This window comes from Candidatus Dependentiae bacterium (assembly GCA_013821315.1).
Taxonomy (GTDB): domain Bacteria; phylum Babelota; class Babeliae; order Babelales; family Babelaceae; genus JACDHA01.
This window is the reverse complement of the sequence record JACDHA010000015.1, coordinates 1-19,138: the sequence shown is the minus strand read 5'-3', so window position 1 is coordinate 19,138 and position 19,138 is coordinate 1. Positions and strand designations below refer to the sequence as shown.

Genomic DNA, 19,138 nt, shown 5'->3' with positions numbered 1-19,138 from the left:
CTACGCAAGCATGATCATAAAAAAAGAGGAAAGCTCAGTGCTTTCCTCTTTTTTTATCTAAGCATAACTGTTAATAAAACTAAGCTTGTGGTTTAGTTTTAGTTGTTTTCTTTTTTGTAGAACTAGCTTTTTTAATAGTTCTAGCTTTCTTGGGTTTATCTTCCGTAGGTGCTTGAGCATGAGTAAAAGGATCATTTTCTAATACTAAACCTAATACTTCGTCCATCATGTCTACAAAAATTACCTTCATACTCTCTTGAGTACCAATTTCTTTTAATACTTCGTTAACATCATCTTGATTTTCTTTTGGTACAAGCACCATAGTCATACTATGTTGTCGCGCTGCAAGCAGCTTTTCTTTAAGGCCACCGACAGCTAGTACGCGGCCACGTAAAGTAATTTCTCCTGTCATAGCCACGGTAGGCTTTGCGGGATTACGTGTTAATGCTGAAACTAAGGCAGTACATATAGTAATACCTGCTGAAGGGCCGTCTTTAGGCGTAGCTCCCTCAGGAATATGTATATGAATATCACGTGTTGCATAAAAATCTTCTTTAAGACCCAATGCTTTAGCACGAGAGCGTATATAGCTTAATGCAGCATGTGCAGATTCTTGCATAACGTCGCCCAGCTGTCCTGTAAGAGTAAGAGCTCCTTTACCAGGCAGCACTGAAACTTCAATCTCAAGTACGTCACCACCAACTTCTGTCCATGCAAGACCTGTCACGAGGCCTATACGATCAGAATTAAGATTAAGTGAAGTCATTTTAAAACGTGGGTACCCTAGCCACTCTTTTATGAGCTCTTCAGTTACCGTAACGCTTTTTTGCTTGGTCTGTTTTAAAAGTATTTGTATAGCTTTACGCATGAGTTTAGCAATAACACGTTCAAGCTGTCTTACGCCAGACTCTTTGGTATACTGAGAAATAATTTTGCTTAATATATCTACTGGAAGTTTAAATTGGCGTGTTTTAAGGCCATACTCTTTAAGATTCTTAGGTATTAAAAACGATTGAGCTATCTCAAGCTTTTCAGCTTCAGTGTATCCTGAAAGGACAATGCGTTCCATGCGATCAAAAAGAGCGTAGGGTATGCCTTCCATGTGATTAGCAGTAGTAATAAACATCACTTTTGATAAATCATATTCAACTTCTAAAAAGTGATCTACAAAAGTACGATTTTGTTCAGGATCAAGTACCTCAAGCAATGCGGCGGCTGGATCGCCATGAAAATCGTTAGACATTTTATCAATTTCATCAAGCAATATCACGGGGTTAAGCGTTTTAGCTTTACGCATCGCTTGAATTATTTTTCCAGGCAATGCTCCTATGTAGGTTCTACGATGGCCACGAATTTCAGCTTCATCTTTAACGCCACCCAAAGCAATACGTACAAATTCGCGTCCTAAGCTATCAGCTACAGAATGAGCAAGGGAAGTTTTACCTACTCCTGGTGGTCCTACCAAGCAAATTATAGGAGAGCGTTCAAATGAACTTGAAAACTTTTTAGCAGCTAAAAATTCAATAATACGTTCTTTAGCTTTTTGTAGTCCGGCATGATTTTTATTTAAGATAGTTTCTGCTTCTTCAAGGCTAATAGTGTCACGGCTAGTCGTATGCCAAGGAAGAGAGATAACCCAATCAATATAATGTCTACTTACTACTGCTTCAGAGGACATAGGCGGCATCTGTTCTAACCGTTTAAGCTCTTTTTCTACTTTCTCAAATGCTTCGGTACTGAGGCCAAGGCCTTTAATTTTTGAGCGTATTTGAGCTATTTCTGCATGGCTATCTTCGCGGCCAAGCTCTTTTTGAATAGCTTTTATTTGCTCAGTTAGATAGTATTCACGTTGATTTTTCTCAACTTGAGTTTGAATACGTCCTTTAATACGTTCTTCTGTCTCTAAAATATCTGTTTCACGTTGCAAAAAAGCACAAAGCTTAATCATACGATCTTGTAAATTAGCAAGCTCAAGAAGCTCTTGGCGTTCTTCAAAGGTTAAATTAACATGAACTGCAAGAGTATCGGCTATAATGTCCATATCATCTATGCTTTTGGTAGACAGCATAAGATCAGCAGGAGCTTTAGAATTAAGTTGGGCATAATGGTTATAAAAAGTTTTAAGCTGTCGCCAAATAGCTTCGATTTCAGCTTTTTTACTGGTGCCTACGGTTTCTAAGTCTTCGCATTCTACGTTTATAAAGCCATCAAGGGGCTCTGCTTTAACTATTTTAGCGCGGCAAATGCCTTCCACTAGAATCTTGAGAGTGCCTTTAGGCATACGCATTACTTGCAAAATAACAGAACGTGTCCCATAATGAAAAACATCAGCTTCTGTAGGGTGTTCTACGTCAGGGTGCTTTTGGGCGGTAACAAAAATTGATTTATTGTTTTTAAGTGAATGCTCAACTGCTTCTATAGAAGAAGGGCGACCCACGATAATAGGTATAATACTTTTAGGTAATATTACCACATTCTTTAAAGGCAAGAGAGCTAAAGAATGGGTTGTTTCATAATGTTCGTTATCTATCATAATGTAGTCCCATGGTAATGTGGTGGTTTTAAGATAAGTATACTCATTGTCAGGAGTATAAAAAAAGAATAGTTATGCTCTAGGCTGATAACTAACTTGTTAGGTTCTTAAAAATCTAAGTTTCTACTTTTAAATAATTTTAGCACAAATGGCTCAACTTGTAAACTTTATAGCAAAAAAAATAGTGGTATTTGTGAGTTTTTATTTTGCAGAGCTGTTTTTTATAGTTTATACTAGTTGTTAAAATACAGCTTATTTCTCAGTGCTTACCTGATAAGCCTGGAGATTTAGCGTAACTTTGAAAATAGTATATACTCATAGTATGATGAGTGGAATAATTTTCTGTTACTTAGTGTGCAATAGAAGGTGCAGTAATGATACAAAATAATACAAAAAATGGAAAGCACACCCAAGGAGGGTTGCATATGGTATAGGCTGATTAAAAGCAAGCTATCTTATGGTAGGGGTGCTTTAAAAGCTCAAGGTTGTTTTTAAGTAAAAATAACAAGTAAAAATTCACATTGTATATTACTATAAAGGATATTATGGTTTCAAGTTTTTTACGCGCCCAGTTTGGCGATTTTAGCAAAGAAGAGTTAAAAAAATTCGTCCGTTTAGGCGTGATTTTTGCTCTTGTTATTGGTGTTTATTGGACATTGCGTCCTCTTAAAGATTCTATTTTTACTTCCATGGTACATACAAGTACCGATCCTAAGCTTATAGCTTACTATATTCCTTGGGCTAAAATAGTTTCTTTAATACTGTTGTTCCCTGTAGTGATCTTGTATAGCAAACTTGTAGAACGCTATCCGCGGCACTATATGTTTTATGCTTTAGGTATTATCTATGCTATTGGTACTCTTATCTTTGGATTGCTGTTTATGCATCCAACTATAGGTCTTCAAAATACCACAGGTGATGTATGGCGTATTACAGGATGGTTGTGGTATGTGTTTGTTGAAAGCTATGGCTCATTGATGGTTGCTCTTTTCTGGGCATTCGCTGCTGATACTACAACTGCTGAATCTGCTAAACGCGGCTTTGGTCTTACGGTAATGATCGGTCAAATTGGTAGTATTCTAGGGCCTAAATTCCTTACGCCACTAGGCAAAAACTATTTTGGCAATAGTGGTCCAACAGTAATGATTTGTGGTGGTCTTATCTTATTAATTGTTGTTGGTATTCGTTATTTTATGACAGTAACACCTGCAGATCAGTTAGTTGGATTCCATGGCAAAAACGAAGCTAAAGTTGAAGGACATCAAGAACCAGGCTTCTTTGAAGGTTTAAAATTGATGATAACCAAACCATATCTTCTTGGTATATTTGGTGTTGTTGCTATTTATGAAATTTTAGCAACGATTATCGATTTTAACTTTAAATCTGTAGCATTGGGTCAGTTTACTACCGAAGCAGAACGTAGCTTTTACTTAGGTGACTACGCTGTCTGGGTAAACGTTGTTGCATTCGTATGCTTACTTTTAGGTGTAAGCAATATTCAACGTTACTTAGGTACTACTGTTTCTTTAGCTATAATGCCGTTTATTATTTGTGGCATGGTAGGCTTGTTCTTGATATATAACAATGCGCTTGTATTATTCTGGATCATGGTTACTGCAAAAGCTATAAACTATGCATTAAACGGTCCGGTTATGAAGCAATTATATGTTCCAACAACCAATGACGTTAAGTATAAATCTCAAGCATGGATAGAAACTTTCGGTTCTCGTAGCTCTAAAGCTTCAGGATCAGGAATCAATATTATCAGCAAGCAATTAGGGAGCGCTTTCACTCCGGTGATAAGTGTTGTAGCTTTAGCGCTTGGTGGCCTTTGGTTCTTTATTGCGGTCTACTTAGGTAGAACCCATAAGAAAGCTGTCGATAACAAACAGGTTGTTTGTTAAGAAAGTTTTATGACTGTATGATAGTTACTATACAAGCCCTCCTCATGCTACTCGGTTGCGTTGAGAGGGCTTGTGTGGCTTGTTAAGCATCTGAAAGGGGTTATTAGATGAGTTCGCGGCTCAAGAATATATTCAAATTTCTATTAGATGTTAAGCGAGATGAACTGCTAAAAGTTCTGCTTTTAACATTTTCGTTTTTTTTAGTTATTGGTGCTTATACGGTAGCACGTGAAATAAAAGACGTGGTGTTTACTACCATTGTGGGTCAAAACCGAAAATATCAAGCATATGCTAAAATATTTTCCATGCTTATCTTAGTTCCTGCTTTGTTTGCCCATTCACGCCTAGTAGATATTTTAAGACGACACTATTTGTTGTATATCTACGCCACGCTGTATGGTGTTATTGGTTTGATATGTGTGTTTTTTATTGGGCATCCTACCATTGGACTAGCTAACATAGTAAGTAGTCCTTACCGATTGTTTGGCTGGCTTTTTTACTTTTTCATTGAAGGTTATTCTCCGTTAGTTGTCAGTGTTTTTTGGGCTTTTGCTAACTCTATTACGAGCCCTGAGTCTGCCAAAGGAAATTACACTTTTATGATTGCGGGCTCAAAAATTGGTGGTATACTTACAGCAGCTGCTGCGTGTCTACTCCTTTCAGCAAACATTTTTTCAGATATTGTTAATCATCAAATACTACTTGCTGTTTCTTCTCTTATTTTGCTTGTAGTGCCTTTTGTTATTTACTGGCTTATTGTAAAAGTGCCTGGCAAAGATATGCATGGCTATGAAGCAGCCTATAAAATTGAACAAGAGCGGGATGAAAATCATACAGGTGATAAAAAAACAGCACTTTCAGGCATGTTGTCAGGAATATTTATGTTGTTTAAGTACCCGTATGTAATGGGTATTTTTGGCATGAGTTTCTTTTTTGAAGTTATCAATCAAGCTATCAAAGTAGAAAATATTATTTTTGGTAAGAGCATGGCGACCACTCTTTCTGGTTATACTCAATTTTTATTATGGCAAGCTCTTTTAGTGCATGTTGTTGGTTTTTTTGTTGTGGTATTTGGTACACGAGCATTAATACAAGCTCTTGGTGAACGCCGTTCTTTACTGTTAATTCCAGCTCTTACGGGTGTTTCTATTATCGGTTTTGTATTTAAACGTTCTTATACAAATGCTATTATTGCCTTTGTGGTAACTCGCTCGGTTAATTATGCTTTTGCAGTGCCATTGCGTGAAAGTTTATATATTCCTACGGTAAAAGAAATTCAGTTTAAAACTAAATCATGGATTGACGGTATAGGTACTAAGTTTGCTAAAATGTCTGCATCTTCATTTAACATGTATACAGATGGACTAACAGGTCAACTATTGTGGACTATGCAGGGTAGCTTTTTTACTATTTCTATTGGCTTGTGGTTTGTTACTGCTTACTTGCTTGGCCGCCGTTTTGAAAAAGCAGTTGCACGCAATGAAGTAATTGGCTCATAAGAGACGCAAAATAAAAAATAGTTTTGCAATTTTTGTATGGTATGGTAAAATATAAGTATATAGTTAAGTACTTGTTTCCTCATAAGGGTGGTTATTAGCATATTAGTATGCTAAGCCAGGAAATAATAGTTTATAACCCTCACTAAGAAAGAGCATTACGATTATGATCGATTTAAGATTACTTATAAAAAGCGGCGTTCATTTTGGTCACCAAAAGTCAAAACGTAATCCAAAAATGGATCCGTATATTTGGGGATATAAAAATAATATACATTTGATTGATGTATCTAAAACAGCTTTTCAAATGGAAAAAGCAGCTAAGTTTTTAGAATCAATAGTGTCTGAAGGTAAATCTATCTTATGGGTAGGTACCAAAAAAGCAGCACAAGAGATTATTAGAACTACTGCTCAAGAACTTAACTTGCCTTATGTAGTTAATAGATGGGTAGGTGGTACTTGCACAAACTATCGACAAATTCGTAAAGCAGTTGCAAATATGTTACATGACAAAGACGTAATTGCTAAGGCAGATGAGTTGTCTCATTACACTAAAAAAGAATTGAGTACTATTCAAAAGCGTTCTGATCGTTTAGAAAAGAACGTTGGTGGTATTGTTAATCTTGCATGGCCAATAGGCGCTTTAGTAGTAATCGATGTTAAAAAAGAACATGTATGCATTAAAGAAGCTTTAAGCATGGGAATACCTGTAGTGGCACTCGTTGATACTAACAGTGATCCTTCAGATATTGATTTTGTTATTCCTGCAAACGATGATGCACCACGCTCTATTGAAGTAGTAGTTAACTACCTAGCAGAATCTGTTAAACGTGGGCAAGAATCAGTTGCTACTAAACCTCAAGAAACCAATGCTCTTGAAGGATTTGAAAACGTATTAGATTCAGTTCTTACTCTTGAAGAAGACGAAGAAGAAAGCGAAGCAAATAAAAAACGTCGTAGCAGCGCAGGACAAGCAGTGAAAACTGCCCCTAAAAGACCTGTGGCAGCAAAGCCTCGTATGAGCACTAGCAAACGTTCGGATGCTCAAGAGCCTCAAGAAGTTAAAGCTAAAGAGTCTGAAAGCTCAGCAGAAGGTACTAACGAGTAAATTAACAGTACGGAGAGGTGTCTGAGCGGCCGAAAGAGCGTGATTGGAAATCACGTATACTCCGAAAAGGGTATCGAGGGTTCGAATCCCTCTCTCTCCACCAACTGAACCAAATTGGGGAAGTTTATAAAGAGTAGTTGCTTAATCTGTCAGGCCTGAAAGGGAGCAGCAGGAGTAGCGGAGCTTTTGTATAAACTTCCCCTTTTTTATTAAATCTTTTAAAGTATATGGGCTGTATGCAATTAAATTTAGCACGTAAGTGGCGTTCCAAGCAATTCAATGAGGTTATTGGTCAAGAGCTTGCGGTCCGTCTTATTAAAAATAGTTTGTATCGCAGCATTTTTTTCCCTGTATACTTATTTGCGGGTATGCGTGGATGCGGGAAAACTACCACGGCACGTCTTTTTGCTACAGCTATAAATTGTGAGCAATTACCAGCTTTTCAGGAAAATCCTCAACAGATAGCTTTGCCTTGTTTAGTCTGTCTTTCTTGTAAGGCAATGCAGATGCTCCAGCATCCAGATTTTATAGAAATTGATGCAGCATCTCACACGGGTGTTGATAATGTACGCGCTCTTATTGATACTGCTTCTTTTGTACCGGCATTAGGTAGAAAAAAGATTTATCTTATCGATGAAGCTCATATGCTCAGTAAAGCTGCTTTTAATGCACTTTTAAAAATATTAGAAGAGCCGCCCGCATCAGTTATCTTTATGTTAGCAACTACCGACTTTTATAAAATTTTAGATACCGTGCGGTCGCGATGCTTTCAACTTTTTTTCTCGCCGCTTAGTGCACAAGAGGTAATGAAACATTTAGCTTTTGTCTGCACTCAAGAGGCTATACCGTATGAGCCTGAAGCATTAGCGCTTATTGCTTATGAAACTGAAGGATCTGCACGAGATGCACTCAATATGCTTGAAAAAGTGAGATTGACGCAAAGCAAGATTACTAAGGCAGCTGTTATTTCTACATTGGGCTTTATTGATGATGAGCGCTTAGTATCGCTATTTAAAGCAATTGTAGAACATAATTGTGCAACCGTAGTAACTTTATGTGCTACTTATAACCTTAAGCAGTTTAATGCACAACTTATCTTAAAAAAATGTATAGAACTTATTAGAACAAGCATTTGGCTTAAGTCTGCTGTGCCAACGCATGCTTTTAAACCACTACAAAGCACTATAAGAGATATAACCCATAGCTGTCAGCTTGACTATTTAGTTGCTTTACTAGAGCTATGCTATAGCCATGAACTTACGTTCTTAAAGACTACAACGCCCGACATTATGCTTGAGATGCTCTTTCTTAAGATGTGCTCACGTATGCCTACAAGCGCACCCTTAAGTATAATTGATAAACAACAGCCGAGCACGGTAAGTGCTGGTGCGTCTGTTCATACGTATAGTAGCTCTCCAGCAACGTCAGCAACAGATGCTGTTGCCCTAGTAGCAACAGATGCTGTTGCCCTAGTAGCAACAGATAAACCAGTAAAGTGGTCTGAATTTATACAACAACTAAGCTCTTTAGATGAGCCGTTGTTAGCCTCTATTTTTCAGCAGTCCCATTTTATACGCTTTGATCAAATTGCTGTATGTATAGAAATAGCATTTGCTAAAAATGCCCTTTTTTATAAAGAATGGCTTGATTCTGCTCAAACAACATGGAAGCCTGTACTCGATAAACTCTTTGGTGAAAAAGTACAGCTTTCTATACAACTACAAAATAGACAAGAGTTACCTGCAGAATCAGTTTCAACACAAGCAGATAAATTTGCTCCAATAAAAATACCAAAAATAACTACCTCAGCTGCTGTATCTCTTCAACAAGCACCTAAAAACAACAGTGCTTATAAGTCTTCAGGGCAGTCTTATTACAAAGCTGTTCAAAAAGAAGTTGTACTTGTAGTAGCTGATAGCCAGGCTTGGCCTCAGGCATCGTTGCTTATAAGTGTTTTCCCCGGAACTATTACTCATAGAGTACCTACAGCAGTGCAGCATTCAACTCAGGAGAATTAATAATTATGAGCAAAATAAGTAACGTCGTCATTATAGGGCGCATGAACGTTGGTAAATCCACGCTTTTTAACCGACTAGCAACAAACGTTAGAAGTATAACCCTGGATTATGAAGGGGTAACCAGAGACGCTATTAAAGACGTTGTCTCATGGAAAGATGCTACTTTTAATCTTATAGACAGCGGTGGTATCCATTTGCGTAAAACGCAAGATCCTTTGTTTGAAAAAGTCCGTGAAAAAGTATTAGCATTAACTCAGTCAGCTGACCTCTTGGTATTCATGGTTGACGGTGTTGTTGGTGTACTGCCTGAAGACAGAGAAATATCTCAGTTTCTGCATAAGACTGGAAAACCAGCCATTTTAGTTGTTAATAAAGCAGATAGCAAACAGGCTCAAGAAAACATGTATGAGTTTGATCAGCTGGGTTATAAAGTAACAGTACCTATTTCAGCAGAGCATGGTACTGGTATACATGACTTTCTGGATGCTGTAGTTGAGAATTTACCCGCAAGCCCTTTGGGTACCAGTGAAGGCAAATCAGCATTTAAGGTGGTATTTTTAGGAAAACCAAACGTAGGTAAATCTTCGTTAATGAATGAATTACTGCAAGAAGAGCGTTCTATTGTTTCAGATATACCAGGTACTACCAGAGAAGCAGTTGCTGAACAAATTATGTTCTATAAAGAAGCTATTGAGCTTATAGATACTCCCGGAATTCGGCGTAAACGGTCAGTAACGGGTGAGCTCGAACCACTTATGGTTAAAAGTTCTTTTTATGCTCTTAAAGATGCTGATATAATTGTGTTATTAATCGACGGCAGTGAAAGTGCTCTAGCTGATCAAGAACTTAAATTAGCATTTTATGCCTTTACTGAGCAATATAAAGCATTGATACTTATTATAAATAAGCAAGATTTGGTAACAGAAAACAGTAAAGCTGCTCTTGAATATGATTTTGAACAGTATAAGCATTTGATTTCTCATATTCCTGTGCTGTCTATCTCATGTAAAACGGGTAAAAATGTAGGACGCGTACTTCCTACTATCCAAAAAGTATGGCAACGATATAGCCAAACATTTGATGCATCAGCACTACAAGCTCTCTTTATTGGTGCATTACATAAAAAGCCCTTGTTTCATAGTATGCATCCACTACGTATTTACGAAGTAGCGCAACTTAAGACTGCTCCTATTACTATTTTACTCAAAGTAAATGAGCCAGGGTGGTTTGGTCCCTCACAACTTTCTTTCTTTGAAAATATTTTGCGTTCCGAGTATGATATTCAAGGAGTACCGATAAAGTTTATTGTTAGGAAGAAACCTATTGCCCCTAAATAGGAAATATAAAGGATCCAGTATGACAAAGCGTATATTTTATAAAAACATGGAATCTACTCCAGTACTTGAAGAGTTTTCTAACAAGCATCTAGAGAAAATTGAAAAAATTCTTGAAAATGAACGCACGCCTATTTACATTGATTTAACGTTAGAATCTATGCCAACGCATGCGCATCACCGTGTGGAGATGATAGTTAAAACTCCTAACTATGATCTCGTTGCTCATCATGAAGGTCCAGAAATGTATCAAGAAATTGATCGTGTAGCTGATATTATGATCCATGAGCTCCGTAAAGCTAAAGCACGTTTAGTTGATGAAGCTAAAACTAAAGATTCTTTTAGAAGTGCTTAATATATAATTACTAAAGGCCGCTAGAAATAGCGGCTTTTTTTTTACTTACAGGACTTGCGCATAGACACCTCCAAAGATCTGATCAGCAGAGCATAAACGCACTAGCAAGCTAGCATGGTTTTTGTGTCGCAAGCGCTTTAAAGCTGCTTCAGAATTTGGTAAAGCATGTTTTCTTCGTTCAATTTTGTAAAATTGCAAAAGCACCAAAAACGTTCATTATGTGATTTTCTTGTAGCTTTTGCTTAACTGATTGACAATGAGCCAGTCCAAGCGACTGCTTTGCTGTTCTGAAAAACTTCTCAATGTTCCATCTGTAGCTGTAATTGCTCATATGTGTTCTTGCTAATGATTTGTAGTTGCTGGCTTGATATGTTATTATATAACTACCTTTTTTAAGCTTACGCTTAACAACTGTTATATATAACCCAATGCCCTTCCAGATGGCCTTAATTGTCTTTCTCTTCCAATCGTTTTTTAATTGTAAGGCCGGATGTTTCTTTATGCCTGCTTTGGTGCCCTTATGCTCAATAACACGATTGGAGTGTATTCTTGTTTCAAAACGCATCTTATTTTCATTCAGCCAAGCGAACATAGTTGGTGTTGCATAAAGCCCATCCATAAGCACGATAGCGTGCGGCCAATGATGCCTTATTTTCCCTAGTAATTCTTGCGCTAATTTTTCTTTTGATCTGTAACTTTCTACAAACTTTTCTCGCATCCATATTTTATGATCTAAAGGCAATGAATAATGGCCGTCAGTCAACATTATTGCAATAAAGCAGACTGATCTATACGTCTGTTTTATAGTTGTATCGTAATTATCTCCTGATCCACGGATAAACTTTGAATACCGTTTTGAAATAAGTGAATCATCAATTATTATAGAGAGCTTGGAGTTGCCGAAATATTTCTTTGCAAGAACAATCAAATCATCGACTGTAACGCACGAATGATCGAGCCTTCTGAGCATTGTACTGCTGCTAGTGCTTGATGCTTTTGCTAATGATTGAGCAGTCTTTTTAATTTCAGTGGACAGGATTAAAGAAATTGGATAAAGTAATTTGTGATCAGCAATGGTCATTGAGCTCTCCTTTCTTGGTTGTAAAGACACCTAAAAGTTGGGCTCATTTTGCTTTAAAAGTCAAATCTGATCAGATCTTTCATCTTATCTTGCGGAAGTCCTGTACTTAATGGTTTAAACGTGCTATTTTTTGGCGTAACAGCTGAAATACGCACTCGATATCAACAAAGTAAATATTAGTACGATCTGTTGAAAGAACGGTATACAGGCATTGTTTAAAATGGCATTCACAATCAAAACTTGCATGTTGCCCTGGAATATACTGTGTTTTAAATTGTTTTTTTTCTAGGGCCAAAAGCCATTCTAAAGCAAGCGTATTTTTGCCATACAGTGTTAACAACTTATCACATAACTCTTTAAGGTCTTCTTGGTGTATCAGTGAAAAGTTTGGTACATGAGTTGCAAGATATTTAAGATCTAAAAGTAGCAGCTTATGTAAATTGCTTTTATGCTGTAAACAAGCTCTTTTGTCTCTAGGAGCTTGTATATGCTGTACAGCAGCATAGGCTTTATAAGCTAACTCTAAAATATCTTCTAGTTCTTCAAATACTTCAGTTAACGTGTTAAGTAAGTTGTTGTGCATACTTTTCACGTGATGTATATACTGATTTTTAGCACGTTCATACTTAATGTATTCATGTGGATTTTTAGGCGTATATGTACTTGTTCTTATGAGCATTATAGCTGTCCCTTTGACTTAGTTGTCCCCCTACAACTACTTTAAAATAAAACCTGCTATTTATGCAATAGTTACAAAAAAAGCCGGCAATAACTACCGGCTTTTTTACAGATAAAATACTATTAATTTAAAGAGAAAGTTTACTTGCTATAACTTTCAAGTTGCTTAACAATTTCAGGTATTGAGAGATCTTGCAGTTCAATGCTCCATTGTTTTACTATCTGATTTGTCTTTGGATTAACAATTAAAAGCGTTGGAAATCCTTTAATAGAGGTACCATAAGCTTTTTTAATTTCGCTGTATGCTTTTTCATCTGTATCAGCTTCTATTTTTACCGGTACATAAGCTTGTAGAGCTTGTCTAACTTGCGAGTTTTGCAATACCGCTTTATCCAGTTCATGACATGCAGCACAATAGGAAGCACCAATATCAATAAACAGATTTTTGTTTTCTGTGCGTGCTGTTTGGAGTGCTTGAGTATAATCTGAAGACCACAGTGTGTCTTGCGCAGTAATGCCATGTCTATAATCATACACAGCTTTATAGCCCTGGAAGCTCATTAAGCAACCAGCAACGATAAGAGCTGTTCCCATAATTCTTTTATACACACGTGTAGCGTAAGAATCCCATGAAGTAATAGAAAAAAAGTAGTATATTCCTAAGCCAAACAGCGTGATAACTGCAAGCCATACCAAAATATGCCAAGGTAGTAGATTGCCTAAGTGAGACAAATGATAAAAGGTCATACCAAGCAACATAAGACCAATCAGCTTTTTAACCTCTTCCATCCACATACCTGCTTGAGGGAGCAAGTTAATAGAGCTAGAAAAAGTACCTATAATTAATAAAGGTAAACTTGATCCTACGCCAAAGACAAATAATAAAGCAAAGCCCTCAAGGTAGTTTAAAAGACCGCCAGAAGAACTAAGTGAGGTAACATAATTTAAAATCAAAATAAGGCCAGGTGATAAGCAGGGTGATGCTATAGTGCCGCTTGCTGCACCAAACGTAAAGGCTGATAAAAATGAGCCACCCTTTACCGCAGTACCTTTAGGTTGTAAAAAGCGTGGAATATACATGTTGTAAAAACCAAGCATAGAAAAACCTAAATAGCCTAACACGAGAGCCAAAGGAATAATAACCCAAGGGCTACCTTGAAGTTCACCAAACACACAACTACCTAAAGCAGCAACAAAGCCTAAAATAGCAAAGGTAAGTGATATGCCAAGTGTATATGATGCTGCAATTAAAAAGTTTCTAAAAGCTGAACCTGTTTGGTTTGCTTGTAAAATACCTACCGTAATAGGAATCATAGGAAATATACACGGTGTTAAACTGAGCAATACGCCAATAACCAGTGCTGCAATCATTCTTAACGGAGTTGAGCCTGTTTGAGTAAACAATAAAGAAAGTTTGCTTTTAACTGAACCAAACAAACTTGTAAGCGTTCCTATAGTTTGCTGTACAAAGTTTCCTGAAACCGAAGGCTGTGGTACTGCGCATACAGGATTTGTGGCAGTGGTATAGCCAGGGAGCTCTTGTGTAGATCGATCAGCTGTTTGAGCAGTATTTTTAGATTTTAGGGCTTGAGTAGGGTTGCCATTTTCAAAAGAAAGCTCTTTGGTATATTCTTGAGCGTTTTTTTGTGTGTTTAAAGTAAAAAACGCGTGTAGTTGAGTTTTATCTGAGTGGGCATTGCTGTTTTTATGAGCTGTAGTGGTAAACGTAACGCTGTCTTTATACCCTTCTTTAGTGGTATCGTACTGCTTGTCAAAAAAAGAGAGAGGCTGCGTGCTTACGCTCACAGGTGATAGTGTTACATCGCGATTATCTGCTTGTACCATAAAGCTATCTTTATAGAGTGCTTCCTGAGGATCAAGTTTTAGGGTAAAGCTTATTTCTTGAGTGTTTGCATCTATTTTTTTAATGTTTGATTCTACCTGGTAAGCGTGCAAGCTTACGCAGTTTAAAAGCAATAAAATATAGGGTATCTGTTTAGTAGAGTGCATAGAGTTGTTCCTTTAGTAAATAAAATAATATATACATACATTTTAGCAAAAGTTGCTCTTTAAGCGATTATGGCCTACACTAAAATATATCTTAGTAGGGGGCTATAGCTCAGTTGGTAGAGCGCATGGATGGCATTCATGAGGTCACCGGTTCGACCCCGGTTAGCTCCACCACCTCATAATTATTCATCAAGTGTAATAGTGCCATTAGTTGTTTCTAAAGTAATGGGTGCTCCTCCTAAACCTAATTTTCCTTCAATATCTCGTCTAAATTGTTGCCATGTAGTAGCGTTCAAAGGCATTATGCGGGTGCTCAGTGTAATTGGTTGCTTTGTTTCAATTGAACCATTGTACGTCCGTGCTTGAATGGTAGCATTGGTGCCACGTGGTAACGTAAGTGCGATGTTGCCTTTAAGTGTCTCTAGAAAGATACTGCTTGTTGGTGTAAATTTTTTTTGTTTAACTTTAATATTACCTTTGTTTGTTTTAGCTACTACAGTGTTAGTGCTATCATGTATTTCTATGGTGCCTTCGTTTAGTGCTATATCAAGAGACCCAGATACTTGTTTGATTTTTACTGTGCTTGAGCCATTATTTTTAAGCCTAATGGAGCTGTTCTCTGGCACTATTAGCAAGTAATCAACAGATGCCGCTGAAGACTCTTTAGAGCGCGTTTCTAGCGCAAACAGGTTGTTAGTCTGTTTTGCATAAATACTAGTGGCCTGTAATTCGCTTAAAGAACCGTACTTAGTTGCTTCTATAAGAACTTTGTTTTGGCTCCAAGACTTAATGGTTATTGAGCCTGAACCCACAGTAATGTTAAAAGTTGATGGGGTTGCTAGGGTATACTCTTTAGAAATAAGTTCAGTTTCATTTTTTTGTAGCAGTTTAGAAAACATATCTTTTGGGTTAAAACAGTATACATTACGTGGTAGTATACATAAACTAAATATAAAAAATAGAAATCTTATAAGTATCATATATTAACTTTCTTGGTTTACTTGCCTGAGGAAATCTACTATGAAGTGTACAAAACTTTTACCAAATATTCAAAATGAACTTAAAGAGCTTTTAAATAAATACCCTCTTGTAACGTTGATTGCTCAAGCTATAGCTCATTCGGGTGGCCAGGTATTTATTGTAGGCGGTGCAGTACGTGACTTGTTGTTATCCAAAGAAGTATATGATATTGATCTTGAGGTGCATGCTCTTAGCTTAGAACAACTCGAGAGTATATTAAGCACTTTTGGACCGGTAAGCTTTATAGGCAAATCATTTGGTATTTTAAAGTTGCACGGCCTAGAAATAGATTTCGCATTGCCACGCAGCGATAGCCAAGGCCGTAAACCTGAAGTTTCTGTTAATCCAGCCATGGGTATAGAAGATGCATTAAGACGACGAGATTTAACTATGAATGCTTTAGCAATAGATATTATAAGCTATCAACTAATAGACCCGTTTAATGGTTATACAGATGTACTTACACGAACATTAAGATCACCTGACACACAATTTTTTACGCAAGATCCGTTAAGGTTTTTTAGAGTAATGCAATTTATATCTCGCTTTGAGATGGTGCCTGACAGTGCTCTTAATAGAGTATGTGCTACTATGTCATTGCAAGACTTATCGATTGAGCGTATTGAAGATGAATTTGAAAAGTTATTGCTTAAAAGTGCTAAACCTTCTTTGGGTATACGCTGGTTACGCTCTATTGGTAGACTATACGAGATACTTCCTGAGCTTGCAGCAACCATTAACGTACCTCAAGAGTATGACTGGCATCCTGAAGGCGACGTGTTTGAGCATTCAATGCAAGCACTCGATGCTGCAGCTCAGCTAGTTTATGACACTCAAGAGCAAAAGCTTATAGCGCTTTATGCAGCCTTATGTCATGACCTTGGTAAAGCGGTAACCACACAATATAGCAATGGTCGTATACGTAGCCATGGGCATGATGATGCGGGTGCTCCTATTTCTCGGGCTTTGTTAAAGCGTATAACGCGCAAAAATAAAATTATAGACATTGTACCTTTATTAGTAAAAGCGCATATGCAACCATTCTCTTTTATAAAACAAAACGCTTCACCCGCTGCTTATAAACGATTAGCGCTTAAGTTAGCTCCTCTAACAACATTAAAAGAGCTGTCTAATGTAGCGCGAGCTGATAAGCAAGGACGTAATAAACTCAAGGGCCATCCATTGCCTATAGAGTTACCAGCTCTTGAAGCGTTTATAAAAAAAGCTCAAGACTATGGTGTTTGGCTGGGTAAAGAAGATCCCTTGCTTCAAGGGCGTGATATTGCGGATTTTGTGCCAGTAGGGCCTCAAATGGGTAAAGCGCTCAAATTTGCTTATGAGCTACAAATAAAAAAAAATATACATGATAAACAAGAGCTTAAAAAGTACGTAAAGCAGTATATGCAAAAGTAGCGTAGCTCAGTATAAATTAATAAATCAGAGCTTGAGTTTCGTTTAGTCGCAAACATTTTACTCTTGGCATTAACTGTTTTTGACAGATTATAAATCCAATTTATAATCTGTCAAGATAGCATTTAAAAGCTCTTGAACTTAATTACTCAATAGAGCAACTCGATTTATCAATTTTATAGTACTTGTTAATAAAGTCCTTTGTAAACTTAAAGTTATGAATAATACCTTCAGCAAAAGCAGGTATACCAAACTTATTTAGTTTTTTTAAACCTTTGCTGCTGCCTTCCAAGCTTAGTAAAAGCTTAAGTACTTGTTGGCTTGCTTTTCCTGCATGGCCTTTAAAAGCGTAATGCCATAAATTATTACGCGCTTTATCACACGTATTTAATGTGAAGCCTCTTTTAAGTAATTGAGTTACTACAGCAACATCATCATGAGCAGCTGCTTGCAGTAATTGTCTACGTCTCATATCAATATAAGCTTTTACTAAAATGTTATTTTTGTAATCTTCATGTGAAATTTGAGGCAATAGGCCTATCGTTGATTCAAAAGATTCAAGCACACGTTGCTCATTTGGGCCGTCTAAATTAACAGCAGACTTACTAAGCTGCATCATAAAAAATAATTGTTCTAATGTTAATTTTTCTAAACAATGTATATGCCATAAGCGTGCAGTAGTATCGTCTGATCCAGTAAGAGCATACTTGCCATCAGGGCTAAATGCTACGGAATTCACGCTTCGTGTATGGCCTCTGAGCTGTTGAGATTCGAGTGAGTTTACATTCCATAAGCGTGCAGTAAAATCCTCTGCTCCAGTAAGAGCATACTTGCCATCAGGGCTAAATGCTACTGAAGTCACCGGGCGTATAGGGCCTCTGAGCTGTTGAGGCTCGAGTGTATTTACATTCCATAAGCGTGCAGTAGTATCATGTGCTCCAGTAAGAGCATACTTGCCATCAGGGCTAAATGCTACTGAAGTCACTTTGCCTGTATGGCCTTTAAGCTCTTGATAATGGAGTGTATTTACATTCCATAAGCGTACGGTATGATCAAATGATCCAGTAAGAGCATGTTTGCCATCAGGGCTAAATGCTACTGAAGTCACCCAGCCTGTATGGCCTCTAAGCTCTTGAGGCTTGAGTGTATTTACATTCCATAAGCGTGCAGTATTATCCGCTGATCCAGTAAGAGCATATTTGCCATCAGGGCTAAATGCTACTGAAGTCACCCCTTCTGTATGGCCTATAAGCTTTTTAGGTGTTAAAGTGAGCATTTGAATAAATAATTCTTTATTTTTAGCAATAAGAGAGGTTTTAAGTATATCGCTCATACCTATAGGTAGATTGTTTAAAGTAGCAGCTTGTTGTTGAGGTGTTTGTGATAAAAGTGCTTCAAGTGATTTATCAGTTGCCAGATCTTTTAGACAAGCAGATAAAAGAGAGTTAGCGCAGATAGATACTGCAAAAAAAAGAGGTCTTATACGATTGGTAAACATACTAAATCCTTTAGATTTTTAAATTAATTTATGATTTAGAAATAGTCGTGCAGTAGTTAGCTATAAATTGTTGTGTGAATTCTTTGTTGTAAATAAGACCTTGTACGTAGGGTGTTTGGCCGTGCTTATTTGTTTTGTTAAAACCTTTTTGAGTCCCCTCTAGACTAAGCAGGAGATTAAGAACTTGTTCACTTGGTTTGCAATTATGTCCTCTAAAAGCATAATGCCATAAATTATTGCCCAGCTTGTCACAAGTATTTAGCGTAAATCCTCTTTTAAGCAGCTTGGAAACTGTAGCAACATCATCATGAGCAGCTGCTTGTAGTAATTGTCTACGTTTCATATCAATATAAACTTTTACTAAAATGTTATTTTTGTAATCCTCATGTGAAATTCGAGGTAATAGGCCTATTGCTGACTCAAAAGATCCAAGCATGTGCTGCTCATCTGGGCTGTCTAAATTAACAGCGGACTTACTAAGCTGGATCATAAAAAATAATTGTTCCAATGTTAATTTTTCTAGATAAGGTATATGCCATAAGCGTGCAGTATTATCCAATGATCCCGTAAGAGCATACTTACCATCAGGACTAAATGCTACTGAATTTACATGGCTTGTATGGCCTCTAAGCTCTTGAGATTCGAGTGTATTTAGATTCCATAAGCGTGCAGTTTTATCATTTGATCCAGTAA

The 19,138-nt window shown here is 37.2% G+C and carries 14 protein-coding genes, 2 tRNA genes and 1 other RNA gene; 10 read left to right on the top strand and 7 right to left on the bottom strand.

Annotation, left to right across the window (positions count from 1 at the left end; genetic code table 11):
- Nucleotides 1-79: 79 nt before the first annotated feature.
- Nucleotides 80-2,533, bottom strand: coding sequence for an endopeptidase La (gene lon / locus H0X48_04295; GenBank protein ID MBA3954509.1), 2,454 nt, complete (start codon nucleotides 2,531-2,533; stop codon nucleotides 80-82).
- 545 nt (nucleotides 2,534-3,078) lie between these two features.
- On the opposite strand from lon, the gene H0X48_04290 reads away from it, so the two are divergent.
- The 8 genes from H0X48_04290 to raiA all read left to right on the top strand — a co-directional run bounded on the left by H0X48_04290 (nucleotide 3,079) and on the right by raiA (nucleotide 10,748).
- A complete protein-coding gene (locus tag H0X48_04290) occupies nucleotides 3,079-4,437 on the top strand; it encodes a hypothetical protein (GenBank protein MBA3954508.1) in 1,359 nt (452 codons plus the stop codon).
- Nucleotides 4,438-4,544: 107 nt separating this feature from the next.
- Nucleotides 4,545-5,936: a hypothetical protein gene (locus tag H0X48_04285; GenBank protein MBA3954507.1), complete on the top strand. Its 1,392-nt coding sequence runs from the start codon at nucleotides 4,545-4,547 to the stop codon at nucleotides 5,934-5,936.
- Between the two features lie 163 nt (nucleotides 5,937-6,099).
- Entirely contained in the window at nucleotides 6,100-7,041 is a 942-nt protein-coding gene (gene rpsB / locus H0X48_04280; GenBank protein ID MBA3954506.1) for a 30S ribosomal protein S2, read from the top strand.
- An 11-nt stretch (nucleotides 7,042-7,052) separates the two neighbouring features.
- Nucleotides 7,053-7,144 (top strand) — tRNA-Ser (locus tag H0X48_04275).
- A gap of 10 nt (nucleotides 7,145-7,154) precedes the next feature.
- Nucleotides 7,155-7,249, top strand: an RNA gene (gene ffs, locus H0X48_04270) — signal recognition particle sRNA small type.
- Nucleotides 7,250-7,277: 28 nt separating this feature from the next.
- On the top strand, nucleotides 7,278-9,059 hold the full coding sequence (dnaX, locus tag H0X48_04265; protein MBA3954505.1) for a DNA polymerase III subunit gamma/tau: 1,782 nt from the start codon (nucleotides 7,278-7,280) through the stop codon (nucleotides 9,057-9,059).
- A gap of 5 nt (nucleotides 9,060-9,064) precedes the next feature.
- Nucleotides 9,065-10,396 (top strand): ribosome biogenesis GTPase Der, encoded by a 1,332-nt coding sequence (der, locus tag H0X48_04260; GenBank protein ID MBA3954504.1) that lies wholly within the window; start codon nucleotides 9,065-9,067, stop codon nucleotides 10,394-10,396.
- Nucleotides 10,397-10,415: 19 nt separating this feature from the next.
- Nucleotides 10,416-10,748 (top strand): ribosome-associated translation inhibitor RaiA, encoded by a 333-nt coding sequence (raiA, locus tag H0X48_04255; protein ID MBA3954503.1) that lies wholly within the window; start codon nucleotides 10,416-10,418, stop codon nucleotides 10,746-10,748.
- A gap of 178 nt (nucleotides 10,749-10,926) precedes the next feature.
- Here raiA and H0X48_04250 read toward each other — a convergent pair whose 3' ends face one another.
- From H0X48_04250 to H0X48_04240, 3 genes are all read right to left on the bottom strand, one after another.
- A complete protein-coding gene (locus H0X48_04250) occupies nucleotides 10,927-11,829 on the bottom strand; it encodes a transposase (GenBank protein ID MBA3954502.1) in 903 nt (300 codons plus the stop codon).
- Nucleotides 11,830-11,935: 106 nt separating this feature from the next.
- The gene (locus tag H0X48_04245; protein MBA3954501.1) at nucleotides 11,936-12,508 is read right to left on the bottom strand and encodes a hypothetical protein; all 573 of its coding nucleotides are present in this window, start codon (nucleotides 12,506-12,508) and stop codon (nucleotides 11,936-11,938) included.
- 140 nt (nucleotides 12,509-12,648) lie between these two features.
- The gene (locus H0X48_04240) at nucleotides 12,649-14,517 is read right to left on the bottom strand and encodes a thioredoxin family protein (protein MBA3954500.1); all 1,869 of its coding nucleotides are present in this window, start codon (nucleotides 14,515-14,517) and stop codon (nucleotides 12,649-12,651) included.
- A 98-nt stretch (nucleotides 14,518-14,615) separates the two neighbouring features.
- On the opposite strand from H0X48_04240, the gene H0X48_04235 reads away from it, so the two are divergent.
- Nucleotides 14,616-14,691, top strand: a tRNA-Ala gene (locus H0X48_04235).
- An 8-nt stretch (nucleotides 14,692-14,699) separates the two neighbouring features.
- On the opposite strand, the gene H0X48_04230 is transcribed toward H0X48_04235, so the two are convergent.
- The gene (locus H0X48_04230; protein ID MBA3954499.1) at nucleotides 14,700-15,497 is read right to left on the bottom strand and encodes a DUF4097 family beta strand repeat protein; all 798 of its coding nucleotides are present in this window, start codon (nucleotides 15,495-15,497) and stop codon (nucleotides 14,700-14,702) included.
- A 40-nt stretch (nucleotides 15,498-15,537) separates the two neighbouring features.
- Between H0X48_04230 and H0X48_04225 the strand changes: the two genes are divergently transcribed.
- On the top strand, nucleotides 15,538-16,950 hold the full coding sequence (locus H0X48_04225) for an HD domain-containing protein (GenBank protein ID MBA3954498.1): 1,413 nt from the start codon (nucleotides 15,538-15,540) through the stop codon (nucleotides 16,948-16,950).
- 142 nt (nucleotides 16,951-17,092) lie between these two features.
- Here H0X48_04225 and H0X48_04220 read toward each other — a convergent pair whose 3' ends face one another.
- Together H0X48_04220 and H0X48_04215 are read right to left on the bottom strand one after the other, a co-directional pair.
- Nucleotides 17,093-18,445 (bottom strand): WD40 repeat domain-containing protein, encoded by a 1,353-nt coding sequence (locus tag H0X48_04220; GenBank protein MBA3954497.1) that lies wholly within the window; start codon nucleotides 18,443-18,445, stop codon nucleotides 17,093-17,095.
- 28 nt (nucleotides 18,446-18,473) lie between these two features.
- On the bottom strand, nucleotides 18,474-19,138 hold a 665-nt coding region (locus H0X48_04215), incomplete at its 5' end, for a hypothetical protein (protein ID MBA3954496.1).